Origin of the sequence: Pseudaminobacter soli (ex Li et al. 2025) (genome assembly GCF_029892515.1) — a bacterium.
Classification (GTDB): domain Bacteria; phylum Pseudomonadota; class Alphaproteobacteria; order Rhizobiales; family Rhizobiaceae; genus Pseudaminobacter; species Pseudaminobacter soli_A.
This window is the reverse complement of the sequence record NZ_JARXVF010000005.1, coordinates 300511-315588: the sequence shown is the minus strand read 5'-3', so window position 1 is coordinate 315588 and position 15078 is coordinate 300511. Positions and strand designations below refer to the sequence as shown.

14 protein-coding genes are annotated in these 15078 nt (G+C 64.3%); 9 read left to right on the top strand and 5 right to left on the bottom strand.

Features of this window, described 5'->3' with window-relative positions:
- Positions 1–39: 39 nt before the first annotated feature.
- Together M2281_RS21035 and M2281_RS21030 are read right to left on the bottom strand one after the other, a co-directional pair.
- Positions 40–1014, bottom strand: a complete 975-nt coding sequence (locus M2281_RS21035) for a WD40 repeat domain-containing protein (RefSeq protein ID WP_280823136.1) — start codon at positions 1012–1014, stop codon at positions 40–42.
- Positions 1015–1125: 111 nt separating this feature from the next.
- Complete coding sequence (locus M2281_RS21030; protein ID WP_280823135.1) at positions 1126–2202, bottom strand: CobW family GTP-binding protein; 1077 nt, start codon at positions 2200–2202, stop codon at positions 1126–1128.
- A 165-nt stretch (positions 2203–2367) separates the two neighbouring features.
- On the opposite strand from M2281_RS21030, the gene M2281_RS21025 reads away from it, so the two are divergent.
- Together M2281_RS21025 and M2281_RS21020 are read left to right on the top strand one after the other, a co-directional pair.
- Entirely contained in the window at positions 2368–3099 is a 732-nt protein-coding gene (locus M2281_RS21025) for an intradiol ring-cleavage dioxygenase (RefSeq protein WP_280823134.1), read from the top strand.
- 189 nt (positions 3100–3288) lie between these two features.
- On the top strand, positions 3289–3777 hold the full coding sequence (locus tag M2281_RS21020) for a MarR family winged helix-turn-helix transcriptional regulator (RefSeq protein ID WP_280823133.1): 489 nt from the start codon (positions 3289–3291) through the stop codon (positions 3775–3777).
- A 10-nt stretch (positions 3778–3787) separates the two neighbouring features.
- Here M2281_RS21020 and M2281_RS21015 read toward each other — a convergent pair whose 3' ends face one another.
- Positions 3788–4678, bottom strand: coding sequence for an AraC family transcriptional regulator (locus M2281_RS21015; protein ID WP_280823132.1), 891 nt, complete (start codon positions 4676–4678; stop codon positions 3788–3790).
- Between the two features lie 38 nt (positions 4679–4716).
- Here M2281_RS21015 and M2281_RS21010 point away from each other — a divergent pair, with 38 nt between their 5' ends.
- The 4 genes from M2281_RS21010 (at position 4717) to M2281_RS20995 (ending at position 8277) form a co-directional block, all read left to right on the top strand.
- The gene (locus M2281_RS21010; protein ID WP_280823131.1) at positions 4717–5124 is read left to right on the top strand and encodes a DUF2000 family protein; all 408 of its coding nucleotides are present in this window, start codon (positions 4717–4719) and stop codon (positions 5122–5124) included.
- A gap of 120 nt (positions 5125–5244) precedes the next feature.
- The gene (locus M2281_RS21005; RefSeq protein WP_425537776.1) at positions 5245–6186 is read left to right on the top strand and encodes a DMT family transporter; all 942 of its coding nucleotides are present in this window, start codon (positions 5245–5247) and stop codon (positions 6184–6186) included.
- Between the two features lie 82 nt (positions 6187–6268).
- A complete protein-coding gene (locus M2281_RS21000; RefSeq protein ID WP_280823224.1) occupies positions 6269–7291 on the top strand; it encodes a LacI family DNA-binding transcriptional regulator in 1023 nt (340 codons plus the stop codon).
- Positions 7288–8277 carry a 2-hydroxyacid dehydrogenase gene (locus M2281_RS20995; RefSeq protein ID WP_280823129.1) on the top strand — a complete coding sequence of 330 codons (990 nt, stop codon included), beginning with the start codon at positions 7288–7290 and terminating at the stop codon, positions 8275–8277. Before M2281_RS21000 ends, M2281_RS20995 begins: the two co-directional genes overlap by 4 nt.
- Before the next feature lie 68 nt (positions 8278–8345).
- Here M2281_RS20995 and M2281_RS20990 read toward each other — a convergent pair whose 3' ends face one another.
- Entirely contained in the window at positions 8346–9119 is a 774-nt protein-coding gene (locus M2281_RS20990) for a gamma-glutamyl-gamma-aminobutyrate hydrolase family protein (protein WP_280823223.1), read from the bottom strand.
- A 136-nt stretch (positions 9120–9255) separates the two neighbouring features.
- Positions 9256–10173 (bottom strand): branched-chain amino acid ABC transporter permease, encoded by a 918-nt coding sequence (locus M2281_RS20985; protein WP_280823128.1) that lies wholly within the window; start codon positions 10171–10173, stop codon positions 9256–9258.
- Positions 10174–10267: 94 nt separating this feature from the next.
- Here M2281_RS20985 and M2281_RS20980 point away from each other — a divergent pair, with 94 nt between their 5' ends.
- The 3 genes from M2281_RS20980 (at position 10268) to M2281_RS20970 (ending at position 15073) form a co-directional block, all read left to right on the top strand.
- Entirely contained in the window at positions 10268–10870 is a 603-nt protein-coding gene (locus tag M2281_RS20980; protein ID WP_280823127.1) for a CGNR zinc finger domain-containing protein, read from the top strand.
- Positions 10863–11393: a hypothetical protein gene (locus M2281_RS20975; protein WP_280823126.1), complete on the top strand. Its 531-nt coding sequence runs from the start codon at positions 10863–10865 to the stop codon at positions 11391–11393. The genes M2281_RS20980 and M2281_RS20975 overlap by 8 nt, the downstream gene beginning before the upstream one ends.
- 152 nt (positions 11394–11545) lie before the next feature.
- On the top strand, positions 11546–15073 hold the full coding sequence (locus M2281_RS20970; RefSeq protein ID WP_342394271.1) for an indolepyruvate ferredoxin oxidoreductase family protein: 3528 nt from the start codon (positions 11546–11548) through the stop codon (positions 15071–15073).
- Positions 15074–15078 lie beyond the last annotated feature (5 nt).

Below are 15078 nucleotides of genomic sequence, written 5' to 3'. Positions count from 1 at the left end.
GGCGTTTGGGGCAGGGGAGTGGGCGGGGCTGAGAGTTAATCAGCCCGCAATATCGATCACGCCGCAGTCGCCGGTCTCGGAGCCGAAGGCGATGCGCCGCTCTTCGTCGTCCCAGGCCATGGAGGTGATGGCGCCCTTGCCGGGGCGGCGCAGCAGCACTTCCTTCTGGTCGGCGAAACGGGCGGCAATGATCATGCCGTCATTGTAGCCAACGGCGACGATCTCTTCGCTCGGGTGGCAGGCCACGCAGGTAACGGCGGCGTTGCCGCGCGTGCCGAGTTCCAGCGGCGCCTTGCCCATCGGGCCATCCTTGCCGACGAAGGGCCAGACGATGGCCGCCGGCGCGCCGGAACTTGCCAGCCACTTGCCCTTGACGCTCCAGGACATGCTTTTGACCTTCAGCGGATAGCCGCTCATGCGCATGTGCTTGCCATCGGAAAGGCGCCAGCCGTGCAGGGCGTTTTCCTGCATGGTGGTGACGAGGTAGTTGCCGTCGGGCGAGAAGGTGACGCCGGTGTGGGCGCCGGCCCATTCCAGCTCCACCGGCTTGCCCTCGGTGGCCGGGAAATGCAGCGTTGCGCCATTGTAGCGGGCAACGGCGATGCGCATGCCCTTGGGTGCGAAGGCCAGTCCCTCGACCGAGCGGGGATGGACGAAATCCTTCACCTTGCCGTCGGCAAAGCGCACGCTGGCGGTCTTGCCGGTGGCGTAGCTAATGGCGCCCTGCGGGCCGGCGGCGACGCTGGTGATCCACTTCCTGCCGATTTCGGCCAGGGTCTCGACCGTGTCGCCCGCGCCAAGCGCGCAGACCTTGCCGTCCTCGCCGCCGGTGATGAGCCGCGAGCGGGCCGGATCGTAGGCCGTGGACAGAAGACCGTCGTGCAGCTCGGTCCATTTGTGGCCATGGTCGAGCCGGTGAACCACACCGTCGGCCAGCGCGAAATGCGGCACGCCGCCGAGGAAGGCGGTGGCAATGCAGTGGCCTTCGAGGTCCAGCGGGGCGACGGTGGGCATGGGCGCGTTCCTATGAAATACAACGGGTGCTTCCGAGGAAGCACCCGGGCTTATCCGACCTTGATCGAGCAGACAAGGAAGGCGTGGCGCGAGTAGCCGCGCCAGCCACTATCAGGCGGCCTGGCAGGCGTCGAAGCTCTTGCGCAGGCGCTCGGCATCCAGCTTGCGGCCGATGAAGACGAGGCGGCTCTCGTGCTTCTCGTCGTCCTTCCAGGCGCGCTGGTGGTCGCCCTCGACGATCATGTGCACGCCCTGGATGACGTAGCGGTCCGGGTCGTCCTTGAAGGCGATGATGCCCTTGAGGCGCAGGATGTTCGGTCCCTCGAGCTGGGTGACCTTCTCGATCCAGGGGAAAAATTTCTTCTGGTCCATCTCGCCGCCGCGCAGCGAAACCGACTGCACCGTCACGTCATGGATGGGCGAGGCATGATCGTGGTGGTGGTGGTCGTGATCATGGTCATGATCATGATCGTGGTGGTGATGATGGTCGTGGCCGCAGTCGGGGCCGCACTCATGATCGTGGTCATGGTCGTGCGCTTCGAGGAAATCCGGGTCGTTCTCCAGCACGCGCTTGAGATCGAAGGCGCCGCGGTCGAGCACCGTTTCCAGCGGCACGCCGGCGCGGGTGGTGCGGTGGATGGTGGCGGCGGGGTTGATGGCGCGGATCGTGGCCTCCACGTCGCGCAGCTCCTCGGGCGTGACCAGGTCGGTCTTGTTGAGCAGCACCACGTCGGCGAAGGCGATCTGGTCTTCGGCCTCGCGGCTGTCCTTCAGGCGCAGCGGCAGATGCTTGGCGTCGACCAGCGCGACCACGGCGTCGAGCTTGGTCTTGGAGCGGACGTCGTCGTCCATGAAGAAGGTCTGCGCCACAGGCACCGGGTCGGCGAGGCCCGTGGTTTCCACCACGATGGCGTCGAAGCGGCCGGGACGGCGCATCAGGCCCTCCACAACGCGGATCAGGTCGCCGCGAACCGTGCAGCACACGCAGCCATTGTTCATCTCGTAGATTTCCTCGTCGGATTCCACGATCAGGTCGTTGTCGATGCCGATCTCGCCGAACTCGTTGACGATGACGGCATAGCGCTTGCCATGGTTTTCGGAGAGGATGCGGTTAAGCAGCGTGGTCTTGCCCGAGCCGAGATAGCCGGTGAGCACCGTTACGGGAATCTGCGTCTGTGCTTCGCTCATGGTGGTCCTCGAATGGATGGTTGGGCTCCATATAGGACGGCGATTTCGCTTTTGCACCTGCCAATCGGCGCGGCCGATAGGGCCTGCATTGCCGAAAATTCACTGGGGCTGTGGCGCTGGCCTACATAGATAAATGGTGGACCGTTTGTTTCACAGGGAAATGCCATGACCGTGAAAAGACCATCCGGACTGCAAATCAACCGCCGCCAGGCGCTTGGCCTGCTTGCAGTAACCGCGGCGGGCGGAGCCTTTGTGCCCGCCGAGGCGCTGGCGCAGCAATCGCCGCAAGCCGACACCTCGCTGCTGATGCCGGACGCAGGTGTCTGCTCGATCACGCCGGAAGTCACCGAGGGCCCGTTCTATCTCGATCCCGAGCTGGAGCGGCAGGACATCACCGAGGGGCGAAAGGGCGTGCCGCTGGTGGTGCGCTTTCAGGCGGTGGACGCCCAGTGCCGGCCGCTGGCCAAGGCGCGGGTCGACATCTGGCATTGCGATGCCAAGGGCATTTACTCCGGTTATCCGGAGCAGGGCGACAGCGGCAACATCGACACGTCAGGCCAAAAGTTCCTGCGCGGCACCCAGCATACGGACGAGCGCGGCATCGTCATGTTCAGGACGATCTACCCCGGCTGGTATAGCGGGCGCACCACCCATATCCATTTCAAGGTGTTCCCGGACGACAAATCGGTTATGACCGGGCAATTGTTCTTCCCTGACGACCTCAGCGAGCATCTCTTCACCAGCGTTGCGCCCTATAACCACCGGCCTCACAGGCGCGACGTGTTCAACAAGGACGACGGAATCGCCCGGCGCGCCGGGCCGCTTTCCCAGGCGGCGCTGCGCGAGGCGGTGGGTGCCTATGAGGCGTTGCTGATCGTGGCAATTGACGCCGGCTAGCGACCGGTTGCCTGGCGAAGCAAATTACTTTGTCATCTAACCGTTACGTCTCTCTGGCATTAGCGCCTTGCGTGGTACCGTGATTGCCGGCAAAGGCCGCGCGACAACTGGCACTTTGTTATTATTGCCAATTGAGCCGGCTGCACTATTCTGTGCCGAGGGGGTCGGCGCGGCCTTAAGAGGTGAAGGATGGCCAAGGCAGACAAAAGCGCGACCATGAGCCGGCTGCATTCGGCGGCGAGGCTGTCGCGGACGGCACTTGCGGCAAGGTTGCTGGAATACGGCTTCTATGCCGGGCAGGACCAGATCATGCTGGCGCTCAACAATGAGGACGGGCAGACGCCCGGCCAGCTCGCCTCTCGCCTCGGCGTTCGGCCGCCGACGGTAACCAAGACCATCAATCGGCTTCAGGCGCAGGGTTTCCTCGAAAAGCGTGCTTCCGAAGCAGATGCCCGCCAGGCCCATGTGTTCCTGACCGAGCACGGCCGCGAAACCATCCGCTCGATCGAGAAGTCGGTGCGCAAGACCGAAAAACAGGCCTTCCGCGGCTTCGACAAGAAGGAGCAGAAGCTTCTGGGCAAGCTTCTGTCGCGAATCGAGGCCAATCTTTCCCACGCCGCCGAAATCGAGGCCGACGAAGAGCACGAGGTCGAGTTGCACGCCGAGGCGGCCGAATAGCGCTTCGTATTCAGCTTAGAGCGGGCGCAACAGCAAGCGGGCTTGGCCGTACAAGCGCGGCCCAGCGCCCGGGCGTCACGCCGTAAGCTTTCTTGAATTGCCGGTTGAGGTGGCTCTGGTCGGTAAAGCCGGTGGCCACCGCAGTTTCGGCCAACGGTTCGCCCGTTTCGATCATGCGGCGGGCGCGCTGCAGGCGGCGCATGACCAGAAAGCGATGCGGGCTGGTCGAGAACACGGCCCGGAAATGGCGCGACAGCGCATAGCGGTCGAGGCCGGTCACGGATTCCAGCTCGTCTGAGCGCACGAGTCGCTCGGCATTGGCTTCGAGATAGTCGCGGGCAAGGTACGCCGCCGTCAGGGCAGGCTTGCCGAGCGGTTTGGGCGGCTGGCCGGCATGCCTGGCAAGGCTGCGCGCCAGCTGCGCCACGAAATCATCGAGGAACAATTCGTCCAGCGTCTGGTCGAGCGGGCCGAGCGCAGAAAGCAGCGTGGCGCAAAGCGCCTCGTCGGTCAGGACCGGATCGCGGACGAAGGGCAGCGAGCTGCCCTCGGTGCCGAGGCAATCGAGCAGCAGAGACGGCTCGAGATAGAGCATCCGGTAGCGCAGGCCTTCCTCGGTTCCCGCGCCGCCGTCGTGCAACTCGTCGGGATGGAGCACGAGCACCTGGCCGGGCTGGCTGTACCGCCTTCGCCCGCGATAGCGGAAGGTCTGAACGCCGTTCAGGGTGACGCCGATCGCATAGGTGTCGTGGCGGTGCAGGGCATAGGCCTCGCCGTGGAACCTTGCCTCGATGCGTTCCATGCCGCTCAGCGCCGGAGCGGGCACGATGCGGTTCTCGCGGTCGTCCACGCACAAACGTCCAAGACGCTGCGCGGCGTCAATGTCTAGATGGTTCGGCATCGGCTCTGTCCGTTCATAGCCACCAACCGGGAATTTCCATGTTCGACACCAAGCTTGCAATCGTCCTGCGCGAAGACCTCGCCGTCTGGCAGAAACTCAACGTAACAGCATTCCTGGCAAGCGGCATCGTCGCCCAGTCTCCGGATGTCATCGGTGAGCCTTATGTGGATGCCGCAGGCAACGCCTACAACCCGCTGTCCGTACAGCCGGTGATCGTGTTGTCGGCGGATGGCGAGACGATGGCCAACATTCATCGGCGCTCGCTGGATCGTGGGGTGAAGACCTCGCTCTATATCGAGGAAATGTTCGCGACCGGCCACGACGAGGCCAACCGAGCTGTCTTTGCGCAGTTCGCGCCGCCCGAGGCAAAGGTCGTCGGCATAGCACTTCGCGCCGACAAGAAGATCGTCGACAAGATCATCAAGGGCGCGCGCATGCACGGCTGAGCCTGCGGCGCCAACGCCACAGGCGTGTCGCATTGCTGTTGGACCAGCCAATTGGGCTTGCGCGCGCCAGCCACCTCGCTCACAAGCAGGCGAATAAACCCAGTGAGCGATCCCACTTCCGTGAGCACCACCACAGCCACCCACGAGCAGGCGACCCCGACCGCGGCGATCCTGCTCGTCTTCAGCGCCGGATTCATGTTCTCCTGCCTCGATTCCAACGCCAAATATCTGGTGCTGTCGGGGCTGCCGGCGCCTTTCATTTCCTGGGTGCGCTTTGCGGTCCATGTGGTGCTGGCGCTGCTGCTGTTCCGCAGCTGGGCCAATCCCGGCATGTTCCGGGTCAAGAACCTGCCCATGCAGGTGCTGCGCGGCATCTTCCTGTTCGGCTCGACCATCTTCAATTTCGCGGCGCTGAAGACGCTGCAGCTGGCCGAGACCACCTCGATCTACTTCTTTGCGCCGATGGTGATCACCGCCCTTGCCGGGCCGCTGCTGGGCGAATGGGCCGGCTGGCGGCGCTGGATGGCGATCCTGGCCGGCTTCGTCGGCGTGCTGGTCATCACCCGGCCGGGCGTTGCCGCCTTCCAGATCGGCCACGTCTATGCGGTGTGCTCGACCATCAGCTACTGCCTCTATGTCATCATGACCCGGCATATGAGCGCGACCGAGACGCCCGAAAGCCTGATCTTCTATTCGGCACTGGCGCCCGCGCTGCTGATGCTGCCGGTGGGCGTCTACACCGCCGTGCTGCCGGCGGATGCGTTCCACTGGATGATCCTGCTGCTGCTCGGCTTTTTCGGCGGCTTCGGCCACTGGCTGCTGATCAAGGCCTACAAGCAGGCGACAACCACCGCGCTGGCGCCCTATCCTTACCTGCAAATGGTCTGGATGATCGGCTTCGGCTATATGATCTTCGGCCAGCTGCCGGACAAATGGACGCTCGCCGGCGCCGGCATCATCGTGGCGAGCGGCCTCTATATCGTACACCGCGAGCACCGACTGCGACTGAAGAACCGCACCCTCCTGATGTCCGAGGACGAGGACCTGGCAAAAAAGCTTTGATTTGCCAGCGGTCGGTGGCATATAGGCATTTAAACTGTTTAAATGTCTCAATGCCATGCGCCCTGTGGGCCGGGAGGACGTGCTGGCACAGAAGATCAAGCTCTCGACTATTGCCGATGCGCTCGGCGTTTCCACCGCAACCGTGTCGCTTGCCTTGCGCGACAGTCCGCTGGTCGCCGACGCGACGCGGGACAAGATCAAGGAACATGCGCGCGCCATAGGCTATATCTACAACCGCCGCGCCGCATCCCTGCGTACTTCGCGGTCGGGCATTGTGGGGGTCGTCGTCCACGACATCATGAACCCCTTCTTTGCGGAAATCCTGCGCTCGATCGAAAGCGAGCTCGATCGCAGCCGCCAGACCTTCATCCTTTCCAACCACTATGACGACCTCGAAAAGCAGCGCACCTTCATCGACACGCTGCTGCAGCTTGGCGCTGACGGGGTGATCATGTCGCCCGCTATCGGCACGCCGGCCGAGGACATCATCATGGCCGAGGAAAACGGCCTGCCGGCGGTGCTGATTGCGCGTACGGTGGAGGGGGCGAATGTGCCGGTGTTCCGCGGCGACGATGCCTATGGCACCGGCCTTGCCACCAACCATCTCATCTCGCTGGGCCACAAGCGCGTCGCCATGATCGGCGGCACGGACCAGACGTCGACCGGCCGCGACCGCTATCAGGGCTATCTCAAGGCGATGGAAGCCGCGGGGCTGGAGGTCAATCCGGCATGGCGCATTCCGGGCCCGCGCACCAAGCAGGCGGGGTTCGAGGCGGCCAGCCAGTTCCTGGCGCTGAAGGACAAGCCGACCGCCGCCGTGTGCTGGAACGATCTCGTCGCCATCGGCCTGATGAACGGCATTGCCCGCGCCGGGCTCGTGCCGGGTATCGACATCTCCGTCACCGGCTATGACGACCTCGAGGAAGCGGCCATCGCAACGCCAGCGCTGACGACCGTGTGGAACGGCCAGCGCGAAGTGGGCCGCCGCGCCGCAAGCGCGCTGCTCGACAAGCTGAACGGCCAGCCGGTGAGGCCTTCACAGGAGCTGATCCGGCCGGAGCTGCATGTCCGGCAATCGACCGGCAAGCCGGTGGAGAGGAAATGACCGAAAAACGTCCCGTGACGATCCTGGTGCCGGGTCGTTTGCACGAACGCTCCGTGCAGCGCATCGACCAGACGTTCCGCATGGTGCGCATCGACCATGTGCAGCCTGACCTGCTGACGCCCGAGATGAAGCGCGATGTGCGCGGCGTGGCGGCCATGGGTTTTCTGGAGCCACTTGGCGCGGCCTTCATCGACGCTTTGCCCAATCTTGAGATCATCGCGTCTTTCGGCGTCGGCTACGACGCGATCGATGCCGCCTATGCCGGAAGCAAGGACGTGGTGGTGACCAACACGCCCGACGTGCTGACCGAGGAGGTGGCCGACACCGCGCTCGGCCTGCTGCTCAACACCGTGCGGGAACTGCCGCGCGCCGAAGCCTATCTGCGCGCCGGCCGCTGGGAGAAGGAGGGCAATTATCCTCTGACGCCCATGACGCTGCGCGGCCGCCGCGCCGGCATTTTCGGCATGGGCCGGATCGGCATGGCGATTGCCAAGCGGCTGGAGACGTTCGGGCTGTCGATCGCCTATCACAACCGCCGGCCGGTCGAAGGACTGGCCTATCCCTGCTATCCGAGCCTCGAGGAACTGGCCGAATCGGTCGACACGCTGATTTCGGTGGTGCCGGGCGGTGCGGCGACGGAAAAGATCGTAAATGCCCGGATCTTCAAGGCGCTCGGGGCCGATGGCGTGTTCATCAATATCGGTCGCGGCAGCACGGTGGACGAAGATGCGCTGGTCGAGGCGCTGCGCGACGGCACTATCCGTGCCGCGGGGCTCGACGTCTTCGCCGAGGAGCCGCATGTGCCGCAGGGGCTGATCGACCTGCCCAATGCGGTGCTCCTGCCGCATGTCGGCTCGGCCTCGGTGCATACGCGCAATGCCATGGCCGATCTGGTGGTCGACAACCTGATTTCCTGGTTCTCGGACGGCAACGCGCTGACGCCTGTCGCCGAGACCGCACATGTGGCGGCAAAGCCCAGAACCTAGAAATGAAAATGCCCGCGAGGTTTGACCCCGCGGGCATGATTGATCGCGAACTGATCTCGAGGGCCAGATTATTCCGCGGCCTGACGCGCGCCGTCGCGGGCGGCTGCGTGTTGGCGCACGGCGTCGCCGAAGGCCTTGAAGATGCGCTCCGAGGCGCTGTCCGACTTCACCCAATACTCCGGATGCCACTGCACACCCACGGCAAAGGCGTGGGAATCCTTGACTGACACCGCTTCGACGGTGCCGTCCTCGGCGACTGCTTCCACCTGCAGCCGGCCGCCCAGGCGATCCACTCCCTGGCGATGCACGGAGTTGACCATCACCTCGCCCGCGCCGAACACACCGGCAAGGCAGCTTCCGGGCTTGATCGAAATCTTCTGGCGGATGGCGAAACGCTCGTCCTGCTTGTCGCTCACCGGTGCGCGGTGGTCGAGCGCGCCTTCGCGGTCCTGGATCTCCGTGGCGAGCGAGCCGCCCAGCGCCACGTTCATCTCCTGGATGCCGCGGCAGATGGCCAGAAGCGGCACGCCGCGCTCGATCGCCTTGCGGATCAGCGGCAGGGTGGTCGCGTCACGGTCGAGGTCGTAGGGGCCGTTGGCCTCGGTGGCTTCCTCGCCATAGAGCGGGGGATGCACGTTCGACTTGGAGCCGGTGAGCATCACGCCATCGACCGAATCGAGCACTCGGTCGAGATCGATGCGATCACCGAAATTGGGAACCAGCACCGGGGTGACGCCGGCGCCGACGATGGCAGCCTCGAGATACTGGAAGGGTGCGGCATGCCAGGTGTAGTTTTCGAACTGGCGGACATCGGTAGAGACTGCAACGAGCGGCTGGTGCATTTTGAAAGCTGCTTTCATCTGAAAATCGCAATGGCACTTTGCCGCTAAAATAGGCGATATTCCGGCGGGTTTCCAACAGAGTTTCCGGCGCACAGCCGAAGAAATATCCGTCCAGGGGAATGGTCGTGAACTTGCCCTAGGTATTGAGGCGGGAAGATTGCAGCGTCTCCCCTCCGCTGAACCGCAGCACCAGCATCACCACCAGGAACAGGAATATCCAGCCATCGCGCCATTCTATGGGGAAATAGCCGCTCCAGAGGGACTCGGCGATGCCGAAGCAGGCCGCACCGATGGCCGCCTGGACCGGGGAGCGGTAGCTGCCGACGGCCGTGACGAAGAGGATCTTCAGGCCGAACACCAGGCCGCTGCTGAAGCCGATATTGCCGAAGTAAAGTGCTGCCAGGATGCCGGCCAGCGCCGCGCAAAGCGTTCCAAGCAGGATCGCGCCGCGAAAGACCAGGCTCGTGTCGATGCCGCACATGGCGGCGGCCGCCGGATCGTCGGAGACCGCGCGCCAGTCGCGGCCGAAACTCGTGCGGGCGAGCATCAGGCCGGACGCCACGAGGGCCGCGACTATCAGGCCGCAATTCAGCAGTTGCATGACTGTGAGGGTGACCTTGTAGCCGCCGCCCTCGGCGAAGACGACCGGCGTGGAGAGCATCGGCGGCAACCAGAAATCATGCGTCTGGGCCGAGATGCGGGCAAGCTCGGTCAGGAACAGCAAAACGCCCAGCGTGGCGACGACGATGGCGTTGGGCGAGCTCTTCGCCAGCGGCTCGAACACGTTGCGCGACAGCACGAGGCCGGTGAGCGCCGCATAGGCGAAGGTCGCGGTGATGGCGACGGCAAGCGTCATCGGCAGTGTCATCCACAACACCTGCCAGCCGAAGACGGCGATGAGGATCATGGTCTGTCCGCTGAAAGCGAAGATCGCGCCATGGGCGAGGTTGGTCCGATGCAGCACGCCATTGACCAGCACATAGCCGAAGGCAAGCAGAGCGTAGATTGCGCCCATATGCAGGCCGTTGAGGAATTGCTGGAAGAAATAAAGCATGCCTCATCCATCCGCCGCGCAGCGATGTTCATGAAATAAAGCTGCGTCCAAAAATCTAACTTGTCAAAGGCAATTTACCGGTTAGAGTTGCTGTATGACCGTTTCATGGACCCAGCATCGCTTTTCCGGTGGCGTATTGGCGCTCGATGCCGCCAACACCGTCGTCCTGCGTGGCGATCCGGAGCGCACCTTCGACCGTTTCGAGCAGGCGGCCGAGCTGCCGCGCTTTGCCGCTGCCGCCACGCGTTTTCGTGCGGCAGAGCTCGGCGCGCGGCAGCTGGCGGTGAGTGACGCCGAGACGATCCTTCCCACCGTGCTCGCCATCCGCGAAACGACCGACCGGCTGTTTCGCAACGTCGTCGGCCAGGGCGAGGTGGCCACGATGGATGTGCCGGAGTTTCTTCGGGCCTGCAGCGATGGGCTTGCCGGCCACGACGAGCATTTCGGTGCGTCGGAAAAACCTTTCGGCGATCCCGGCAAGCCGCTGGCGCTGGAGGCGGCGCTGGCCGTTTCGGCGCTGTCGCTGATGTCGGCCGACAATCTGCGGCGGCTCAGGATCTGCCCGAACTGCAACTGGCTGTTCATCGACCGCAGCCGCAACTCGAGCCGCCTGTGGTGCGACATGGCCGTGTGCGGCAACCGCCAGAAGGCCAAGCGCCACTATCGCCGGCAAAGGGAGGAGGTTTCGTATGTCTGACCACACATATATGCGGCCATTCGTGGTCGCCCTGCTTGCTGCGCCGCTGTTGCTCGGCGCCTGCCAACGCGACACCAGCAAGATGTTCGAGATTTCAGGGCGCCTGATGGTGTTCAACTACCGCGTCTCGACGGTGACCTATGTGATGAACCTGAACCCCCTGCAGCCCATCGCCGAGGGCCTGATGGCCGTCACCACCTTCGAAAACCCGGCTGGAGGCGAGCCATTGGTGGTGAGCCAGAAGCTGTTCCCCAACAACCAGAAGGTGACCATCGAAAGCCCGCCGCTCGAATGCGTGGTGAAGGATCATCCCTACAAGGTCTCGATCCGCATCGAGAAAGCCGGTGGCGGCGTGCTGCAGGATATCGAGACGACCATGGTCTCGTCGCAGGACGAGAGCGTGCTGCCGGACCGGCCGCTGGTGGTCGGGCCCGGCTACGATCCGAACCCGGAGCTGGCAGGTCATCCCGATGGCCGGTTGCCCACCGGGCGTGGCGTTTCCTGCCCGGCGCCCGGCAGCTGAGCGGCGGCGGTTTCAGAAAGCTGGGGAAATATCTGTCCGGAGAGCTGGGCATTCTCTGCGCTTGTCCAGTCAATCTGCGGCTGTGGTTCTTGCACTCTGTGAAGGGTGGCGCTTTTCGTTTGACCTGATCGTCAAGTAAAGAAACAGTAACCATGCTGTTTCGATCGCTGCGGTTACGAGTCGCCCGGTCGCAGAGGAATGCCCCGATGACGCTGCACGACGTTGCCCTCGACGACAAATTCGACCTCGGCAAGGAGCGTGTCTTCCTGTCCGGTGCCCAGGCCGTGGTGCGCATGCTGCTGATGCAGCGCGAGCGCGACCGGCGCGCGGGGCTGGATACGGCGGGCTTCGTTTCCGGCTATCGCGGCTCGCCGCTGGGCGGGCTCGACCTGCAGCTCTGGAAGGCCAAGGCGCAGCTTAAGCAGTCGAACGTCGTCTTCGAACCGGGCCTCAACGAGGAACTGGCCGCGACCGCCTGCTGGGGCTCGCAGCAGGCCGAAGTGCTGGGCGAAGGCAAGCATGACGGCGTCTTCACGCTTTGGTACGGCAAGGGGCCGGGCGTCGATCGCTCGGGCGACGTGTTCCGCCATGCAAACCTTGCCGGCTCGTCGAAATATGGCGGCGCGCTTGCCCTGATGGGCGACGACCACATGGCCGAATCCTCGACCAATGCGCACGCCACCGAATTCCTGTTCGTCGACACGATGATGCCGATCCTGAACCCGGCGGGTGTGCAGGAGCTGATCGACTACGGCCTCTACGGCTATGCCATGTCGCGGTTCTCCGGCACCTGGACGGCCATCAAATGCGTGAAGGACAACATCGAATCGACGGCTTCGGTGGATGCCTCGCTCGACCGGTTGAACATCGTGCTGCCGGAATTCGACATGCCGCCCGGCGGCCTCAACATCCGCAACGAGCTCGACCAGCTCGGCCAGGAAGCGCGCCTTCACGAATACAAGCGCGCGGCGGCCAGCGCCTTCATCCTCGCAAACAAGCTCAATCGCATCGTCTATTCCGGCGGCTCGAAGGCCAAGCTTGGCATCATCACCGTCGGCAAGAGCTATCTCGACGTGCGCCAGGCGCTGGACGATCTCGGCATTGATGAGAGCCGAGCCAGCCAGCTCGGCGTCCGCCTCTTCAAGGTCGGCGCTCCATGGCCGCTCGATCTGGATCACATCGCCGAATTCGTGCGCGGCTTGGAAACGGTCATCGTGGTGGAGGAAAAGCGTTCCCTGATCGAAGTGCAGGTGCGCGAAAACCTCTACAACACGGCGACGCAGCCCATCGTCATCGGCAAGAAGGACGAGCGCGGCAGCTGGCTGTTCCCGGCCAAGGGCGCGCTCGACCCCAACGACATCGCGATCGCGCTCGGCGAGCACATCCTGAAGGTGATTGGGCCTTCGGAGGAAATTTCGGCCCATGTCAGCCGGCTGCGCCAGTTCCAGGCGATGCTGGCAGACACCAAGGACGTGGGCGCGCGCACGCCCTTCTTCTGCTCCGGCTGCCCGCACAATACCTCGACCAAGGTGCCGGAGGGCTCGATCGCAGCCGCCGGCATCGGCTGCCACTTCATGGCGCTCTGGATGGACCGCTCGACGATCGGTTTTACCGCCATGGGTGGGGAAGGCGTGCAATGGATCGGCCAGGCGCCGTTCTCCAAGCGCGACCACATCTTCCAGAATCTCGGGGACGGCACCTACAATCACTCCGGCACACTGGCGATCCGTTTCGCGATCGCCGCCGGCACCAACATCACCTACAAGATCCTCTACAACGATGCTGTCGCGATGACCGGCGGCCAGCCGCATGAGGGCGGGCTGACTGTTGACATGATTGCGCGACAGGTGCGCGCCGAGGGCATCGACCGCATTGCCGTGGTCACCGACGAGCCGGGCAAATATGCCGGCCACGTCGAATTTCCGGCAGGCGTCACGATCCATCACCGCGACGAACTCGACTGGGTGCAGCGCGAGTTGCGCGAGGTCAAGGGCGTGTCGATCCTGCTCTACGACCAGACCTGCGCGGCCGAGAAGCGCCGTCGCCGCAAGCGGGGCACGTTCCCTGATCCGGACAAGCGCGTCTTCATCAACGAGCTGGTCTGCGAAGGCTGCGGCGATTGCGGCGTGCAATCGAACTGCGTGTCGATCCAGCCGGTGGAGACCGAGTTCGGCCGCAAGCGCAAGATCGACCAGTCGAGCTGCAACAAGGACTTTTCCTGCGTCAACGGCTTTTGCCCGTCCTTCGTGACGGTGCATGGCGCCAAGATCCGCAAGGCCGAAGGCATTGCCGGCAAATCCGACCCGCTGGCGGGCGTGCCGGAGCCGAAAGCGTTTGCGCTCGGCAATGGCTGGTCGTCGATCATCGACGGCGTCGGCGGCACCGGCGTGGTGACGGTCGGCGCCATCCTCGGCATGGCGGCGCATCTCGAAGGCAAGGGCTGCGGCCTTATCGACATGGCGGGGCTGGCGCAGAAGGGCGGCTCGGTCTTCACCCATGTGCGCATTGCCGCGACGCCGGAGGACATCAACGCCATCCGCGTTTCGGCGGGCAAGGCCGATCTCATCCTGGGCTGCGACCTCGTCGTCTCGGGCGCTCAGAAGGTGCTGGCCGCCGTCCGCGACGGGCACACCATCTTCGTCGCCAACACGGCCGAAGTTATGCCGGGCGAATTCGCCCGCTCGGCCGATTTTTCGTTGCCCACCGAGCGGCTGAAGAAGGCCATCCGCGATGCGGCGGGCGAGGAGCGCTCGCATTTCTTTGACGCCACGCGCACGGCGACCGCGCTTTTCGGCAATTCGCTGGGCGCCAACATGTTCATGCTCGGCTTCGCCTATCAGCATGGCGGCTTGCCGCTTTCGGCCGAGGCAATCGAGAAGGCCATCGAGCTCAACGGCCAGGCGGTGGCCATGAACGTGGCCGCCTTCCGCTGGGGACGGCGTGCGGCGCACGAGCCGGATTTCGTGCGCGGGCTGATCGCCCAACCGGGCCGGTCTGCCGTCGAAGCGGCGCCTGCGCAGACGCTGGACGAGATCATCGCACGCCGCATCGAGTTCCTGACCGGCTACCAGAACGCGGCCTATGCAGAGCGCTATCGCCAGCGCATCGAGGCGGTGCGCGCGGCGGAAACCAAGGCTTCGCCCGGCTCCATCGTCGTGACCGAGGCGGCGGCGAAAAACCTGTTCAAGCTCATGGCGATCAAGGACGAATACGAGGTCGCGCGGCTCTACACCGACGGCTCCTTTGCGCGCCAGCTCGCAGCGCAGTTCGGGAGCTACGAGCGGCTGGAGTTTCATCTGGCGCCGCCGATCCTCGGTCGCCGCGATGCCGACGGCAAGCCGCGCAAATCCAGTTTCGGCCCCTGGATGATGAAGGGGTTTGGCGTGCTTGCGGCGCTCAAGGGCCTGCGCGGCACGGCCTTCGACGTCTTCGGCTACACTGCCGAGCGACGCATGGAACGCGGGCTCTTGGCGCAATACGAAGGCGACCTTGACCTGATCCGCGGCTCCCTTTCGGCGGGGAGGATTGAGGCGGCGACGGCCTTGGCATCGGTGCCGGCGCTCATCCGCGGCTATGGCCATGTCAAGCAGGCCAACGCTGCCAAGGCGGCCGGCGAAAGGGCGCGTTTGATAGAGCGCTTCACCGCTCCGGTCGCTGCAGAGTTGCAGGCCGCCGAATGAGCGGG

Coding starts and splice junctions, on each gene's coding strand:
- M2281_RS21010 (WP_280823131.1), top strand. CDS start 4,717: ATGTTCGACACCAAGCTTGCAATCGTCCTGCGCGAAGACCTCGCCGTC.
- M2281_RS20970 (WP_342394271.1), top strand. CDS start 11,546: ATGCTGTTTCGATCGCTGCGGTTACGAGTCGCCCGGTCGCAGAGGAAT.
- M2281_RS20980 (WP_280823127.1), top strand. CDS start 10,268: ATGACCGTTTCATGGACCCAGCATCGCTTTTCCGGTGGCGTATTGGCG.
- M2281_RS21020 (WP_280823133.1), top strand. CDS start 3,289: ATGGCCAAGGCAGACAAAAGCGCGACCATGAGCCGGCTGCATTCGGCG.
- M2281_RS20990 (WP_280823223.1), bottom strand. CDS start 9,119: ATGCACCAGCCGCTCGTTGCAGTCTCTACCGATGTCCGCCAGTTCGAA.
- M2281_RS21035 (WP_280823136.1), bottom strand. CDS start 1,014: ATGCCCACCGTCGCCCCGCTGGACCTCGAAGGCCACTGCATTGCCACC.
- M2281_RS21015 (WP_280823132.1), bottom strand. CDS start 4,678: ATGCCGAACCATCTAGACATTGACGCCGCGCAGCGTCTTGGACGTTTG.
- M2281_RS20975 (WP_280823126.1), top strand. CDS start 10,863: ATGTCTGACCACACATATATGCGGCCATTCGTGGTCGCCCTGCTTGCT.
- M2281_RS21030 (WP_280823135.1), bottom strand. CDS start 2,202: ATGAGCGAAGCACAGACGCAGATTCCCGTAACGGTGCTCACCGGCTAT.
- M2281_RS21025 (WP_280823134.1), top strand. CDS start 2,368: ATGACCGTGAAAAGACCATCCGGACTGCAAATCAACCGCCGCCAGGCG.
- M2281_RS20995 (WP_280823129.1), top strand. CDS start 7,288: ATGACCGAAAAACGTCCCGTGACGATCCTGGTGCCGGGTCGTTTGCAC.
- M2281_RS20985 (WP_280823128.1), bottom strand. CDS start 10,173: ATGCTTTATTTCTTCCAGCAATTCCTCAACGGCCTGCATATGGGCGCA.